The following is a 14,590-nucleotide window of genomic DNA, read 5'->3' as shown; positions in this document are numbered from 1 at the left end:
TTGTTCAGCCAGTGTTTTTGCACTGGCTTGTTTCTTTTTCACCGTCACTCCGTCTCTTCCTTCCACTTCTTATCAATCAGCATTTTTCCCGGCCAAGTGTATGCCATGATGCCGCCGTCTGCGGTGATGTCTTCTCCCGTGACGTAAGAGCTGTCGTCTGAAGCGAGGAAGAGCGCGACGGCTGCCATTTCTTCCGGTTTTCCGAGCCGGCCGAGCGGCGTGATCCATTTGTTGGCTTCACGGAACGCTTCGCCCATTTCGTCTTCTGTCGTGCCTGCCAATTTATCAATGAGCGGCGTTTCAATCGTCCCCGGCGATAAGGAATTGACGCGGATTCCGCTTCTGGCGTAATCAATGGCCATCGCTCTCGTCAGGTTCGTGATTCCGCCTTTTGCGGCGTTATAGCCGGAGCGGTCAAGGTCTGCGGCCCGGCCGGACATGGAGGAGGTGTTGATGATGGAGCCTCCTTTTTCGAGCATGAGCGGAATCAGGTATTTGCTGCACAGAAATGTGCCGCGCAGATCGACGGCGATGATCCGGTCAAACAGGTCGACCGGGTATTCATGGACTTTTCCGCCCTCTTGGTCAACACCGGCATTGTTAAACAGAATATCAATTGTTCCGTACTTTTGCTGAATGCCGTCCGCAAAAGACTTTACGTTTTCTTCGTCTGATACATCAAGGTGAAAGGCTTCTGCTTCCCCGCCGTTTTTTCTGATGGCGCTGACGGTTTCATTCAGTTCGCTTTCATTGATGTCACCGCAGATCACGCGGGCGCCTTCATCGGCGAAAACCCGTGCCGTCGCTTGTCCGATGCCTGTCGCGGCCCCTGTGATGATTGCGGTTTTGTCTGTTAATCTTCCCATTTTGCGATTCCTCCTTTTTTTATATCTGTTCCCGCTGAATAGGGGGATAAACATACGGCGGTCTGTTTCTAAATACCTATTAAATATGTTAATATTATGTATATACATCATTGGAGGTTTGCATATTTTGAAGATACAGCATAAGAAGGAGATAGCGTTTTATTGTTATGCCATTGTTCCTATGGGATTTGTGATTTACACCGTTATCTCTATTCTATTTCAGGACATCACATTTCCTCTCACTGTAAGAAATGTTCTGCATGAGTCTTTGCGAAACTTGGGATCTCTTATCTTATTTAGTTTGTTTTTCTACCCGTCATACATATGGATGAAGAAGGAATTCGGCCGCCGGAAAGAAGCAGAGAAGAGAGGATGATCAACATTCTCTCTTTTTTATTAATAAAATGGGTGAAATGAATCCATTAACATGTTAAATTTACAATATATGCATCTGCTAATGCTAGTTGACAATTGTCACTGTATATGATAAATAGATGCTGAAAAGATTTTACATAACATCAAAGCATAATTAAAGGAGAGATCTGAAGTGCGGAAAAAAAAGTTTAAAGCAGAATCCAAGCGATTGCTGGACATGATGATTAACTCCATTTACACGCAGAAGGAAATTTTTCTCCGCGAGTTAATTTCCAACGCGAGCGATGCGATTGACAAAATCTATTACAAGGCGTTAACCGATGATTCATTAACGTTTGATCAAGACAATTACTACATAAAAGTGACGGCGGACAAAGAAGCGAGAACGCTCACCGTCACAGACACCGGTATCGGGATGACAAAAGACGAGCTTGAACAGCATCTCGGCACGATTGCGAAAAGCGGTTCACTCGCTTTCAAGCAAGAAAATGACTCGAAAGACGGCCATGACATTATCGGCCAGTTCGGCGTCGGATTTTATGCGGCGTTTATGGTGGCTGATAAAGTCACGGTGAAAAGTAAGGCGCTCGGCAGTGACGAGGCGTATGTATGGGAGTCGGAAGGGGCTGCCGGCTACACGATCGCGCCGTGTGACAAGGAAACCGTCGGTACGGAAATCACCTTGAAAATAAAAGAAAACACAGAAGATGAAAGCTATGATGAGTTTTTAGAAAACTACCGCATCAAAGCGATCGTGAAAAAGTACTCTGATTTTATCCGCTACCCGATCAAAATGGAAGAGACGGTCAACAAGCCGAAAGAGGGCAGCGAGAACGAATTTGAAGAAGTTCAGGAAGAACAGACGGTCAACAGCATGGTGCCGATCTGGAGAAAAAATAAAAGCGAGCTGACGGATGAGGATTACGAGGCTTTTTACGCCGAGAAGCATTATGGTTTTGATAAACCGCTGACTCATGTGCATATCAGCGTCGATGGAGCGGTGCGCTACAATTCGATTTTGTTTATTCCGGAAAACATGCCGTTTGACTATTATACGAAGGAATTCGAAAAAGGATTGGAGCTGTATTCCAACGGCGTGCTGATCATGAACAAATGCGCCGACCTGCTTCCGGACCATTTCAGCTTTGTAAAAGGCATGGTGGATTCTGAGGATCTGTCGCTGAACATTTCCAGAGAGATGCTGCAGCATGACCGCCAGCTGAAGCTGATTGCGAAAAACATCAATAAAAAAATCAAAGCCGAGCTGAAGAGCCTGCTGAAGAACAAAAGAGAAAAATACGAATCTTTCTATGAATCTTTCGGCAGACAGCTGAAATTCGGCGTCTATAATGATTTCGGCGCGAATAAAGACGTATTAAAAGATCTGCTTCTCTTCTATTCATCTAAGGAGAAAAAGCTCGTCACTCTGGACGAATATGTGTCCAGAATGCCTGAGGATCAAAAATATATCTATTACGCGTCCGGCGATTCATATGAGCGGATTGAAAAGCTGCCGCAAACTGAAATGGTGGCGGACAAAGGCTACGAGATTTTATATTTCACGGAGGATATTGATGAATTCGCGATCAAAATGCTGACAAGCTATGAGGAAAAAGAGTTCAAATCCGTATCCAGCGCCGATTTAGGCATCGACAGTGACGAAGATGAAAAGCAGACTGAAGCCGAAGAGAACGAATATAAAGACCTGTTTGAAAGCATGAAAGAGATTCTTGCGGATAAAGTCAAGAACGTCAGAGCATCGAAACGTTTAAAATCTCATCCTGTATGCTTTGCGACAGACGGCGAAGTGACGATCGAAATGGAGAAAGTGTTAAACGCCATGCCTGAAAGCCAGCAGGTCAAAGCGGAAAAAGTGCTGGAAATCAACCCGAATCACGAAGTGTTTGAGACGTTAAAGAACGCGCACGGACAAGATCGGGAAAAGCTTGCATTATACACAAACCTGCTGTACAATCAGGCGCTTCTGATTGAAGGGCTGCCGATCCATGATCCGGTCGAATTTACGAATGACATCTGCAAAGTCATGGTTTGACGCTAAAAAGGAATCGCCCAGCGGGGGCGATTCCTTTTTTTATTATAATGTGCGCTGTTTAAGAATTTGATTTTGTTTGCTGCGCTTCTTTAAGGAGAACCGGTTTTTCAAGTGCGTTTCGATTTCTTCTAAACTTCTGCCCTTCGTTTCGGGAACGATGTAAGCGGCGAAGAAGAAGGATGAGAGGCAAATGACTGAGAATATTCCGAATACCCAGCCGATACCCATGGCGCTCAGCATAAGCGGGAATACCAGTGAAACGATCAGGTTGGTTGCCGACAGAATCAATGTCGTAAATCCGGTTGCGGCCCCGCGTGCGTTTGACGGGAACAGCTCCGGCATCAGAACCCATACGACGGGACCCCATGTCGCCTGGTAGAAAACGATATAGATGCCGAGAAACAGCACGGTCAGCCATGCCGTTGAAGCTGACAGGCCGGCCAGAAGGAGAATGGCTGATAGGGACGCCAGGCTCAAGGTAATGCCGACACTTCCCCACATCAGCAGTTTTTTCCGGCCGATCCGGTCAATTAAGATCATGGCGGTGATACACATGATGACGTTTAAGACACCGATGCCCATCGTGCCGAGAACGGACGCCGAAGTGCCGAGTCCGGCCTTTGTAAAGATGGTCGGCGCATAGTAAATCACCGTGTTGATACCGACCGCCTGCTGGAAGATGGCGAGGCCGATCCCGATCAGCAGCATAGGACGGATCCATTTGGCTTTCAGCAAGCCGAGCGTAGATTCTTTTTTCTCGGCTTCACCTTGTTTCATTTCCGCCAATTCAACGGCGATATCCTCTTTGTCGTGAGTCATTTCCATGACTCGTCTGGCTTCCTTCTCACGGCCGCGTTTGACGAGCCATCTCGGAGATTCCGGCATAAACGTGATTCCGATTAATAAAAGCGCCGCCGGTACTGCGGCGAGACCGACCATCCAGCGCCAAGCTTCAAACGGGGTGAATATGTAATTCACAATATATGCGAGTAAAATTCCGGTTACAATCATTAAGTTATTCAATGTGCCGAGCGTTCCGCGTATTTTTGTCGGCGCCATCTCAGATAGATAAACGGGAACCAGTGCCGTTGAGCCGCCGACGGCTAACCCGAGTATGACACGGGAGATAATCAGCATAGTGACGGTTTGCGAAGCCGCACAGGCAAGCGCGCCGATAATAAAAATGAGTGAAAGGACGAAAACCACTTTTCTCCGGCCCCATCGGTCAGAGCATGTCCCGCTTAAGGCGGACCCGAAAATCGCACCGAGCAGCAGCATGCTGACGACCAATCCTTCGGTCAGCGTGTTTAAAGGAATATCATTGTTAATAAATAACAAAGCCCCTGAAATCACACCGGTGTCATAGCCATAAAGCAGCCCGCCTAATGCTCCGAAAAAGTAAATCAGGTATTTTTTGGTGTTTTTCTTCACAGATGATCCTCCTCATCTTTTGGAACGCATAATAGTTTATTTAGATAACTATTTCATTCCCCGAAGAGAAAAATATAAACATAAAAAAAACACGCCCCTTTTAAAAGGCGTGTTTTTTTTCTTTCTTAGGAAAACAGCTTGTCGATAAACGCGATTTCTTCAGCAGATAGCGTAATGGAGGCTGCTTTCATGTTGTCTTTTAATTGATCCGCGCGTTTGGCGCCCGGAATCAGGATATCGATTTCAGGTCTCGCCAAGTACCAGGCAAGCACGATATGCGCCGTATCGGCATTGTGCTTTTCGGCAATCGGTTTGAGCTGGTTGACTTTTTTGATGTTTTCTTTAAACTGCTCCCCTTGGAAATGCGCCTGGTCATTGCGCAGGTCGCCTTCAGGGAAGGTTGTGTTCTCGTCGTATTTGCCGGCCAGCAGTCCGGATACGAGCGGGAAGTACGGAATGAATGAGATGCCGTGTTCTGTCGTATAAGGGAAGAAAGCCTTTTCCGCCTCACGGTTCAGCAGGTTGTATTCTCCTTGAATCACGTCGACTAAGCCGTCTTTATTGGCTTCTTTCAGCTGCTCCAAAGAGAAATTGGATACGCCGATTGAACGGATTTTTCCTTCTTTTTTCAGCTCATTCAACGCTTGAACGGCTTCGTCCTTCGGCGTGTGCTCATCCGGGAAATGGATGTAGAATAAATCGATGTAATCGGTCTGCAGGCGTTTCAGGCTGTCTTCGACCGATTGTTTCAAAAAGGCCGGTGAGTTGTCGAAAACAAAGTCATCGCCTTCTTTTCTGTGAGCGGCTTTTGTGGCGATGAAGACATCCTTGCGGTTATAGTCTTTCAGCACCTCGCCGATTAATTCTTCAGAACGGCCCACACCGTAAATATAGGCGGTATCTAACATGGTAACGCCGCTTTTAATCGCTTCCCGGACCAATTCTTTTCCTGTTTCTTCATTCAGATTCGGATAGAGATTGTGTCCGCCGACCGCATTTGTTCCCAAACCGATCGGAAATACCTTTAGGTCAGTTTTGCCGATTGTTACTTTGCTCATGTTTTCGCCCCCTGAAAAAATTGGATATCATAGCGACTGCCGGAAAAATACGGCAGCGTTCTCTATTAACTATAACGCTATGCCAAGTGAATGTCGATTTGATGCTCTTGGCAATACTTCGTATATTCCTCATCGAGCTGCTGAGAAGTGACAATGCTGTGAAGCCGGTCGAAAGGCGCGTATGTCAAAAGCGTGGATTTGCCGAATTTGGAATGATCCGCGAGCAGATACACTTCGTTCGCCTTTTCGGAAATTCTCTTTTTCACCTCGTATTCCAGTAAGTCGGAATTCGTCAGGCCGTGGGTGATCGTTGTCCCGGTAGCGGACATGAACGCCTTGTTAATGTTGTATTTATTGAGTGTGCTCGGATCATCAATGCCGACAAACGACCTTGTCTTCCGTTTGTAGTTATTGCCGATGATGATCAGGTCGATATTTTTCATGGATGAAGCCGCGTTAATAATATCAAGGCTGTTCGTCAAAACCGTTACATTCTTATCGGGATCAAGCGTCTCCAGCATCGATTTGGTCGTCGTGCCGGAATCAATAAACACAAGATCGTGATCCTCGATAAATCGTGACGCATAGCGGGCGATTTTGATTTTTTCATCCTGATGCTGAATGGTGCGGTTTTCAAAAGGGACGAGCACAGATTTTTCAGCTGACGTCACGCCGCCGTACACCTTTTTGATAACTCCTTTTTCCGCAAGCTTATTAATATCGCGTCTGACCGTGTTTTTAGAGACGTTGAATACCTCGCACAGCTCATCCAGCGAAGTGGCTCCGTGTTTGAGAATGTATTCTTCCATCTCCTGAATCCGCATCAGTTTCATAAAAAAACTCCTTCTAGAATTCTTAAAGTAATTAAAATATATAATAAACACCAGAAGTTAATCAATAGTTACTTAACAAATGATAAAAAAGAGGGTTCACACCGTACGATTCGACACGGTTCTCCAAGTTCCTGTTTTCCCGTTCAAAAAAAGTATGATAAAAATAATGAAAAAATTTTGATTTTTTAGATTGACTTGAAGAGGTGTTGGGCTTACAATGTAACCAAGAAATGACCAAAATATAACCTGTAAAATCAAAATTTAAAGATGTAACCGTTTGCTTTTTTCCGTCACATGATCAACTTTTACATGGAAAGATTGGGAGTCACCATTATTTTAGCATTTGTAAGCGTTTAATTCATGTCTTTTATATGCAAAAGATGAATATATTCATCCATTATTACCCAGCTGAACAGGATGTTTACTATTTAAGGAGGCAATGAGAATGGCAGAGATCAGAAAACTGAAAAACTACATCAATGGTGAATGGGTTGAAAGTAAGACAGATCAATATGAAGACGTTGTCAATCCGGCTACAAAAGAAGTGATGTGCCAGGTTCCGATTTCTACGCGGGAGGATGTGGAATACGCCGTCCGCTCAGCGTCAGAGGCGTTTCAAACATGGTCAAAGACGGCAGTGCCGCGCCGTGCGAGAATTCTATTTAACTATCAGCAGCTTCTCCAGCAGAACAAAGAAGAGCTTGCCCGTCTGATCACTTTGGAAAACGGTAAAAACACGACAGAAGCACTCGGTGAAGTGGGACGCGGAATTGAAAACGTCGAATTCGCAGCGGGCGCGCCGTCACTCATGATGGGCGATTCACTCGCCTCCATCGCGACGGATGTAGAGGCAGCGAACTACCGCTATCCGATCGGGGTGGTCGGCGGTATCGCACCGTTCAACTTCCCGATGATGGTTCCCTGCTGGATGTTCCCGATGGCGATTTCACTAGGAAACACTTTCATTCTGAAGCCGTCTGAGCGTACGCCGCTGTTAACGGAAAAACTGGCAGAGCTGTTTGAACAGGCCGGTCTGCCGAAGGGCGTCTTCAATGTCGTGCACGGCGCGCATGACGTCGTAAACGGCGTTCTTGAACATCCGGAGATTAAAGCCATCTCATTCGTCGGTTCAAAACCTGTCGGCGAGTATGTTTTCAAAAAAGGCAGCGAACATTTGAAACGCGTGCAGGCGTTAACGGGCGCGAAAAACCATACGATCGTGTTAAATGACGCCCACCTTGAAGATACGGTGACAAACATTATCGGCGCGGCATTCGGTTCGGCAGGAGAGCGCTGCATGGCATGCGCGGTTGTGACGGTTGAAGAGGGAATCGCCGATGAGTTTATGGCGAAATTACAGGAAAAGGTCGCAGACATCAAGATCGGAAACGGACTGGATGACGGCGTGTTCTTAGGCCCGGTCATCCGCGAGGACAACAAAAAACGGACGCACAGCTATATTGAAAAAGGCATCGAAGAAGGAGCGAGACTTCTTTGTGACGGGCGTGAAAACGCAACGGAAGACGGCTATTTCGTCGGACCGACAATTTTTGACAACGTGACGACGGATATGACGATCTGGAAAGATGAAATCTTTGCGCCCGTTCTGTCGGTCATCCGCGTGAAAAACTTAAAAGAAGCGGTGGACATCGCCAACCAGTCTGAATTTGCGAACGGTGCGTGTCTGTTCACTTCAAATGCGAACGCGATCCGCTACTTCCGTGAGAATATTGACGCGGGAATGCTCGGCATCAACCTTGGCGTCCCGGCGCCGATGGCATTCTTCCCGTTCTCTGGCTGGAAGTCTTCTTTCTTCGGCACATTGCACGCAAACGGAAAAGACAGCGTCGACTTCTATACACGTAAAAAAGTCGTGACGGCACGATACCCGTCTCCTGACTTCAATTGATCTGACAGCCGGCCCGGACGGCTTTGTGATTCCGTCCGGGTTTTCTTTTACCATCAATTAAGGAGGAATAAACATGAGTCATTTGCTGCGCAAACCGCAGGCCGATGAGATTTCTCAAGGCGTGAACATCATACATGACGTCACTTCAGCCAATTCAGACCTCAAATACGTCGGATTTAAAGTCGTTGACCTCACTCCCGGTTCCACATATACAGAAGATTTGAAAAAGACGGAGTGCTGTATCGTTGCGGTAACGGGAAAAATCACCGTCACTGATTATGATCAGACATTTGAAAGCATCGGCACCCGTGAAAGCGTATTTGAAAGAAAACCGACGGACAGCGTTTATGTGTCCAATGACCGCTCTTTTGAAATCACAGCGGTCAGCGGGGCGAGGGTCGCGCTGTGCTATTCTCCGTCCGAACACCAGCTTCCGACAAAGCTGATTAAAGCGGAAGACAACGGTGTGGAGCATCGCGGCAAGCTGGCAAACAAACGAACCGTTCATAATATTCTCCCCGATTCAGATCCATCGGCAAACAGCCTTCTCGTTGTTGAAGTTTACACGGACAGCGGCAACTGGTCGAGCTACCCGCCTCATAAACATGACCAAGACAATCTGCCGGCTGAATCCTTTTTAGAAGAAACCTATTACCATGAAACGGACCCGCCGCAGGGGTTTGTCTTCCAGCGTGTGTACACGGACGACCGCTCGATTGACGAGACGATGACCGCAGAAAATGAAAACGTTGTCATCGTGCCGGCGGGCTATCACCCGGTTGGTGTTCCGGACGGGTATACCTCTTACTACCTGAATGTAATGGCGGGACCGACACGAAAATGGAAGTTTCATAATGATCCGGCCCATGAATGGATCTTGGAACGCTAACAAGTGAGGAGTGGCAGATAACGATGAAATATACGTTTAATGAAGAAAAAGAGTTTGATATTGTCGCGATCGGACGCGCGTGTATTGATTTGAACGCGGCGGAATACAACCGGCCGATGGAAGAAACGATGACGTTTTCTAAATATGTCGGCGGTTCCCCGGCAAATATTGCGATCGGCAGCGCCAAGCTCGGATTAAAAGCCGGTTTCATCGGCAAAATTCCGGATGACCAGCACGGCAGATTCATCGTTTCCTATATGCAGGAAAAGGGCGTTGATACGTCACAAATGACCGTTGACAAAGAAGGGCGCAAAGCCGGGCTCGCTTTTACGGAAATTCTCAGTCCCGAAGAGTGCAGCATTCTGATGTACCGGGATGACGTGGCGGATTTGTATCTTGAGCCGTCCGAAGTCAATGAAGGCTACATCGCAAATGCGAAAATGCTGCTCGTATCAGGTACGGCGCTTGCGAAAAGCCCGTCGCGCGAAGCCGTCTTAAAAGCGGTGCATATCGCAAAAAAACATGACGTAAAAGTCGTGTTTGAGCTCGACTACCGTCCGTATACATGGCAATCGGCAGAAGAAACAGCCGTGTACTACACGCTGGCGGCGGAACAATCCGATATCGTCATCGGTACGCGTGACGAATTTGACGTAATGGAAAACCGCAGCGGCGGAGATAACGATGAAACCGTCCGCCATTTGTTTGCGCACTCCGCTGACCTTGTCGTCATTAAGCACGGCGTTGACGGATCATACGCATACAGCAGATCGGGAGAAGTTTTCCGGGCGCATGCCTATAAAACAAAGGTGCTGAAGACCTTCGGAGCGGGTGATTCCTATGCGTCAGCCTTCATCTACGGACTTGTCAGCGGCCGGGATATTGAAACGGCTTTAAAATACGGGAGCGCTTCCGCTTCCATCGTCGTCAGCAAACACAGCTCCTCAGAAGCAATGCCGGCTGCCGGTGAAATCATCGAACTGATTGAAGCGCAGCACAGTCTTAACGGTAAATAGAACGTATAAAAGGTGGGATCGTTTGTGGGTAATACAATTCGCTTAACGACAGCACAAGCGCTGATAAAATTCTTGAACCGGCAGTACATTCATGTTGACGGAAAAGAAGAGCCGTTCGTTGAGGGCATCTTCACGATTTTCGGCCATGGAAATGTGTTGGGGATCGGGCAGGCGCTTGAGCAGGACGCCGGGCACCTGAAAGTCTATCAAGGCAAAAACGAACAAGGCATGGCGCATGCCGCGATGGCATACAGCAAGCAGATGCTGAGAAGAAAAATTTACGCGGTATCTACATCAGTCGGTCCGGGTGCCGCTAACTTGACGGCTGCCGCGGGCACGGCGCTGGCTAACAATATTCCGGTGCTGCTGCTTCCGGCCGATACCTTTGCGACGAGGCAGCCTGACCCGGTGCTTCAGCAGGTGGAGCAGGAATACAGTGCCGCCGTCACGACAAACGATGCGTTAAAGCCCGTGTCCCGCTATTGGGACCGCATCACCCGCCCCGAGCAGCTGATGAGCAGCTTAATCCGGGCATTTGAAGTGATGACAGATCCGGCAAAAGCGGGTCCGGCGACAATCTGCATATCTCAGGATGTAGAGGGAGAAGCATTTGATTTTGATGAAAGCTTCTTTGAAAAACGCGTTCATTACATTGACCGGATGCAGCCGAGCGAGCGTGAGCTGAAAGGCGCCGCGGAGAGAATTAAGGAGAGCAGCCGTCCCGTCATTTTAGTGGGCGGAGGCGCGAAGTACTCCGGCGCGCGTGAGGAATTAATCGCGCTTTCTGAAACATACGGCATTCCGCTTGTCGAAACGCAGGCCGGCAAGTCAACGGTTGAAGCCGATTTCGCCAACAATCTGGGCGGCATGGGCATCACGGGCACACTCGCCGCAAACAAAGCCGCCCGCCAGGCTGATCTGATCATCGGTGTCGGCACACGGTACACGGACTTTGCGACATCCTCGAAAACGGCGTTTGATTTTGACAAAGCAAAATTTTTGAATATCAATGTCAGCCGCATGCAGGCATACAAACTTGACGCGTTTCAGGTCGTAGCCGATGCGAAAGTGACGCTCGGCAGGCTGCACGGCTTATTAGACGGATATAAAAGTGCATTCGGCACGGCGATTAAAGACTGGAAAGATGAATGGCTGGCTGAACGGGACCGGCTCGGCAAGGTCACTTTTACACGTGACGCGTTCAAGCCGGAAATTAAAAACCATTTCTCACAGGACGTGTTAAACGAGTATGCCGACGCGCTCGAGACTGAGCTGCCGCAAACAACGGCGCTGTTGACCATCAATGACACGATTCCTGAAGACAGCGTCGTCATCAGTTCGGCGGGATCTCTTCCGGGAGATTTGCAGCGGCTGTGGCATTCCAATGTCCCGAATACGTACCATCTGGAGTACGGCTATTCCTGCATGGGATATGAAGTATCGGGCACGCTCGGCCTCAAGCTGGCTCATCCCGACAAAGAAGTCTATTCACTCGTCGGCGACGGAAGCTTTCTGATGCTGCACTCAGAGCTGATTACCGCCCTTCAATATAACAAAAAAATCAATGTCCTGCTTTTTGACAACTCGGGATTCGGCTGTATCAACAACCTGCAGATGGATCACGGGAGCGGCAGTTATTTCTGCGAGTTCCGCACAGAGGACAATCAGATTTTAAACGTTGATTACGCGAAGGTGGCAGAGGGCTACGGCGCTAAAACATACAGAGCCAATACGGTTGAAGAACTGAAAGCGGCGCTTGAAGATGCGAAAACGCAAGACGTATCCACTTTAATTGAAATGAAGGTTCTGCCGAAAACGATGACGGACGGCTATGACAGCTGGTGGCATGTCGGCGTGGCGGAAGTGTCGGAGCAGGAAAGCGTTCAGCGGGCATACGAAGCGAAAGAGATGAAGCTGAAGTCTGCGAAGCAGTATTAGAGGGGAGGCATCACGATGGGCAAACAAAATATTCTGTGGGGCATCGCTCCCATTGGGTGGCGCAATGACGATATGCCGGAGATCGGAGCCGGGAATACGCTGCAGCATTTGTTAAGCGATATTGTTGTCGCCGGTTTTCAAGGTACGGAAGCGGGAGGGTTTTTCCCTGAACCCTCCGTCCTCAATAAGGAGCTGGCTCTCCGGAACTTGCGGATTGCGGGGAAATGGTTCAGCAGCTTTATCATTCAAGACGGTATTGAAAAAACGGCTGAACAATTTACAGAACACTGTGATTATTTGCAGAAAGTCGGAGCGGATGCCGCCATCGTTTCTGAACAGACGTACAGTGTCCAAGGCTTGGACATTGATGTATTTAAGAAAAAACCGCACTTCTCAGATGAAGAATGGGATACACTGTGCCAAGGCTTGAACCGTCTCGGGAAAATCGCTGACGAATACGGGCTGGAGCTCACGTTTCATCATCATCTCGGCACAGGCGTCCAGACGGCGGAAGAAGTTGACCGGCTGATGGATGGAACGGACCCGCGGTATGTTCATTTACTATATGATACCGGCCATGCCTATATCTCGGACGGAGACTATATGACGATTCTCAACAAGCATATGGATCGGATCAGACACGTTCATTTCAAGGACGCGCGGTTTGACATTATGGAGCGGTGCAGACAGGAAGGCAAGTCATTCAGGCAGTCGTTTTTACAAGGCATTTTTACGGTTCCCGGAGACGGATGCATCGATTTTACCGAAGTGTACCGAGCGCTCGTCCGTCATGATTATTCAGGCTGGATCGTCATCGAAGCCGAACAAGACCCGGCAGTCGCCAATCCGCTTGAGTACGCGCTGATTGCGAGAAAGTACATCGACAGTGAACTGCTTGATCCTGCAAATTAGAGGGGGACTTATATGAATAGTGCCAAGGCGGAATCAGCTTTCAGCAAAAGGACCATCGCCGCAGCATTAGCAAATTACATTGATGCAGGTTCCATTGTGGCAGGATCAGCGGGTTTATCTATGTGGGTCAGCTACTTGAAGCTGTCCGACAGTCAGATCGGATTGCTCGGCGCCTTCAGCGCAAATGCGATATCAGCGGCCGTCGGAGCGCTGCTCGGCGGGTATTTGGCTGATAAGGTCGGCCGAAAAGCTGTATACACAAACAGTATGCTCGTCTACGCCTTAGGAATTTGTTTGGTTTTGTTTGGATTCAACTTTCCCATGCTGTTATGCGGATACATGATTATCGGGATTTCTGTAGGCGCGGATATTACGGCTTCATGGACCATTATCGCGGAAAACGCCCCCGAGAAAAACCGGGCGAGGCATTGCGGAGTGGCGCAGGTGGCGTGGGCCGCCGGAGCCGTTGTGGTTCTGCTGTTATCCGTTTTGGTCGGTGACCTCGGGCTTTTAGGAAATAAAATTGTCTTTGCGCATCTATTGGTGATCGCCCTGATCACATATGTGATAAGAAAGCGTTTACCTGAGTCGGATGCCTGGAAAAACAGTGAAGAGCGGCCTGCCGCCGTGAAAAAAACATCTTATTTTGACCTGCTTCAGCCGAAATTTTTCAAGAACATTTTGTTTTTAATGGGTGTGTTTCTCGTATGGAATCTCGCAGCGGGCGTCATGGGATTCTTCATGCCGTACATCTACCAGCAGGTCGGCGGCGTATCCGCAAATACGGCCAACATTCTGCAGATGGCCCTGTTTATATTCACCGGGCTCGGCGTCGCCTGTATCTTCATGCCTTTTGCAGATCAATATCGGAAAACGGTGTTCGGTATCTGCGCATGTATGGCCGTTGTCGGCTGGTCGCTGTTTTTACTGCCCTTTCAGGGACTCCCGATGCTGCTTTTGTTTGTTTTAGCGATCGGCATCAATAACGGAGCCGGCCAGCAGGCGAACTACCAGCTGTGGGCAAGCGAGCTATTCCCGACAGAACACAGAGCGTCAGCACAAGGGCTCATGTTCTTTCTCGTCCGTATTTCAATCGGCATTTGGAGTTTATTTGTGCCGGTCATCATGTCACAATTCGGCATCGGTTTTATGGCCGGTATTCTGCTCATATGTGTGACGGCCAGTATGATCATCGGGCTTGTCTTCGCACCGAATACGTCCGGCAAGTCGCTTGAACAGATACAGAAGGAACTGTACGGCGCTCCTCAGGACGGCAGTGAGAAAAGAAAGACGAGAACCATTATTTGATT

At 48.4% G+C, this 14,590-nt stretch carries 12 protein-coding genes; 8 read left to right on the top strand and 4 right to left on the bottom strand.

The genetic code is table 11. The features are described from left to right. Positions 1-44: 44 nt before the first annotated feature. The gene (locus tag SB847_RS15520) at positions 45-866 is read right to left on the bottom strand and encodes an SDR family oxidoreductase (protein ID WP_007407847.1); all 822 of its coding nucleotides are present in this window, start codon (positions 864-866) and stop codon (positions 45-47) included. Between the two features lie 127 nt (positions 867-993). Between SB847_RS15520 and SB847_RS15515 the strand changes: the two genes are divergently transcribed. Together SB847_RS15515 and htpG are read left to right on the top strand one after the other, a co-directional pair. After that, complete coding sequence (locus SB847_RS15515) at positions 994-1,242, top strand: hypothetical protein (protein WP_032875510.1); 249 nt, start codon at positions 994-996, stop codon at positions 1,240-1,242. Between the two features lie 171 nt (positions 1,243-1,413). Beyond that, positions 1,414-3,294: a molecular chaperone HtpG gene (gene htpG / locus SB847_RS15510; protein WP_410564274.1), complete on the top strand. Its 1,881-nt coding sequence runs from the start codon at positions 1,414-1,416 to the stop codon at positions 3,292-3,294. Between the two features lie 42 nt (positions 3,295-3,336). Here the strand turns inward: htpG and SB847_RS15505 are convergent, their stop codons facing one another. The 3 genes from SB847_RS15505 to SB847_RS15495 form a co-directional block, all read right to left on the bottom strand. Then, entirely contained in the window at positions 3,337-4,725 is a 1,389-nt protein-coding gene (locus SB847_RS15505; RefSeq protein ID WP_410564272.1) for a sugar porter family MFS transporter, read from the bottom strand. Between the two features lie 125 nt (positions 4,726-4,850). Beyond that, a complete protein-coding gene (locus tag SB847_RS15500) occupies positions 4,851-5,783 on the bottom strand; it encodes an aldo/keto reductase (RefSeq protein WP_410564270.1) in 933 nt (310 codons plus the stop codon). 77 nt (positions 5,784-5,860) lie between these two features. Then, a complete protein-coding gene (locus SB847_RS15495; protein WP_007614879.1) occupies positions 5,861-6,616 on the bottom strand; it encodes a DeoR/GlpR family DNA-binding transcription regulator in 756 nt (251 codons plus the stop codon). A 445-nt stretch (positions 6,617-7,061) separates the two neighbouring features. Here SB847_RS15495 and iolA point away from each other — a divergent pair, with 445 nt between their 5' ends. From iolA to SB847_RS15465, 6 genes are all read left to right on the top strand, one after another. Beyond that, complete coding sequence (iolA, locus tag SB847_RS15490; RefSeq protein WP_032875519.1) at positions 7,062-8,525, top strand: methylmalonate-semialdehyde dehydrogenase; 1,464 nt, start codon at positions 7,062-7,064, stop codon at positions 8,523-8,525. 73 nt (positions 8,526-8,598) lie between these two features. Continuing rightward, complete coding sequence (iolB, locus tag SB847_RS15485; RefSeq protein WP_015240909.1) at positions 8,599-9,414, top strand: 5-deoxy-glucuronate isomerase; 816 nt, start codon at positions 8,599-8,601, stop codon at positions 9,412-9,414. Positions 9,415-9,437: 23 nt separating this feature from the next. Further along, complete coding sequence (iolC, locus tag SB847_RS15480; protein ID WP_410564267.1) at positions 9,438-10,430, top strand: 5-dehydro-2-deoxygluconokinase; 993 nt, start codon at positions 9,438-9,440, stop codon at positions 10,428-10,430. Positions 10,431-10,454: 24 nt separating this feature from the next. After that, positions 10,455-12,368 carry a 3D-(3,5/4)-trihydroxycyclohexane-1,2-dione acylhydrolase (decyclizing) gene (iolD, locus tag SB847_RS15475; RefSeq protein ID WP_410564265.1) on the top strand — a complete coding sequence of 638 codons (1,914 nt, stop codon included), beginning with the start codon at positions 10,455-10,457 and terminating at the stop codon, positions 12,366-12,368. Between the two features lie 15 nt (positions 12,369-12,383). Next, entirely contained in the window at positions 12,384-13,280 is an 897-nt protein-coding gene (iolE, locus tag SB847_RS15470; protein ID WP_410564263.1) for a myo-inosose-2 dehydratase, read from the top strand. Between the two features lie 12 nt (positions 13,281-13,292). Next, positions 13,293-14,588: an MFS transporter gene (locus SB847_RS15465; RefSeq protein WP_410564261.1), complete on the top strand. Its 1,296-nt coding sequence runs from the start codon at positions 13,293-13,295 to the stop codon at positions 14,586-14,588. The last annotated feature ends 2 nt before the right edge of the window (positions 14,589-14,590 follow it).

It is taken from the genome of Bacillus sp. SIMBA_026 (assembly GCF_046535335.1).
Taxonomy (GTDB): Bacteria; Bacillota; Bacilli; order Bacillales; family Bacillaceae; genus Bacillus; species Bacillus velezensis.
The sequence above is the reverse complement of the archived record's forward strand: the minus strand, read 5'-3'. Positions and strand labels throughout refer to the sequence as shown.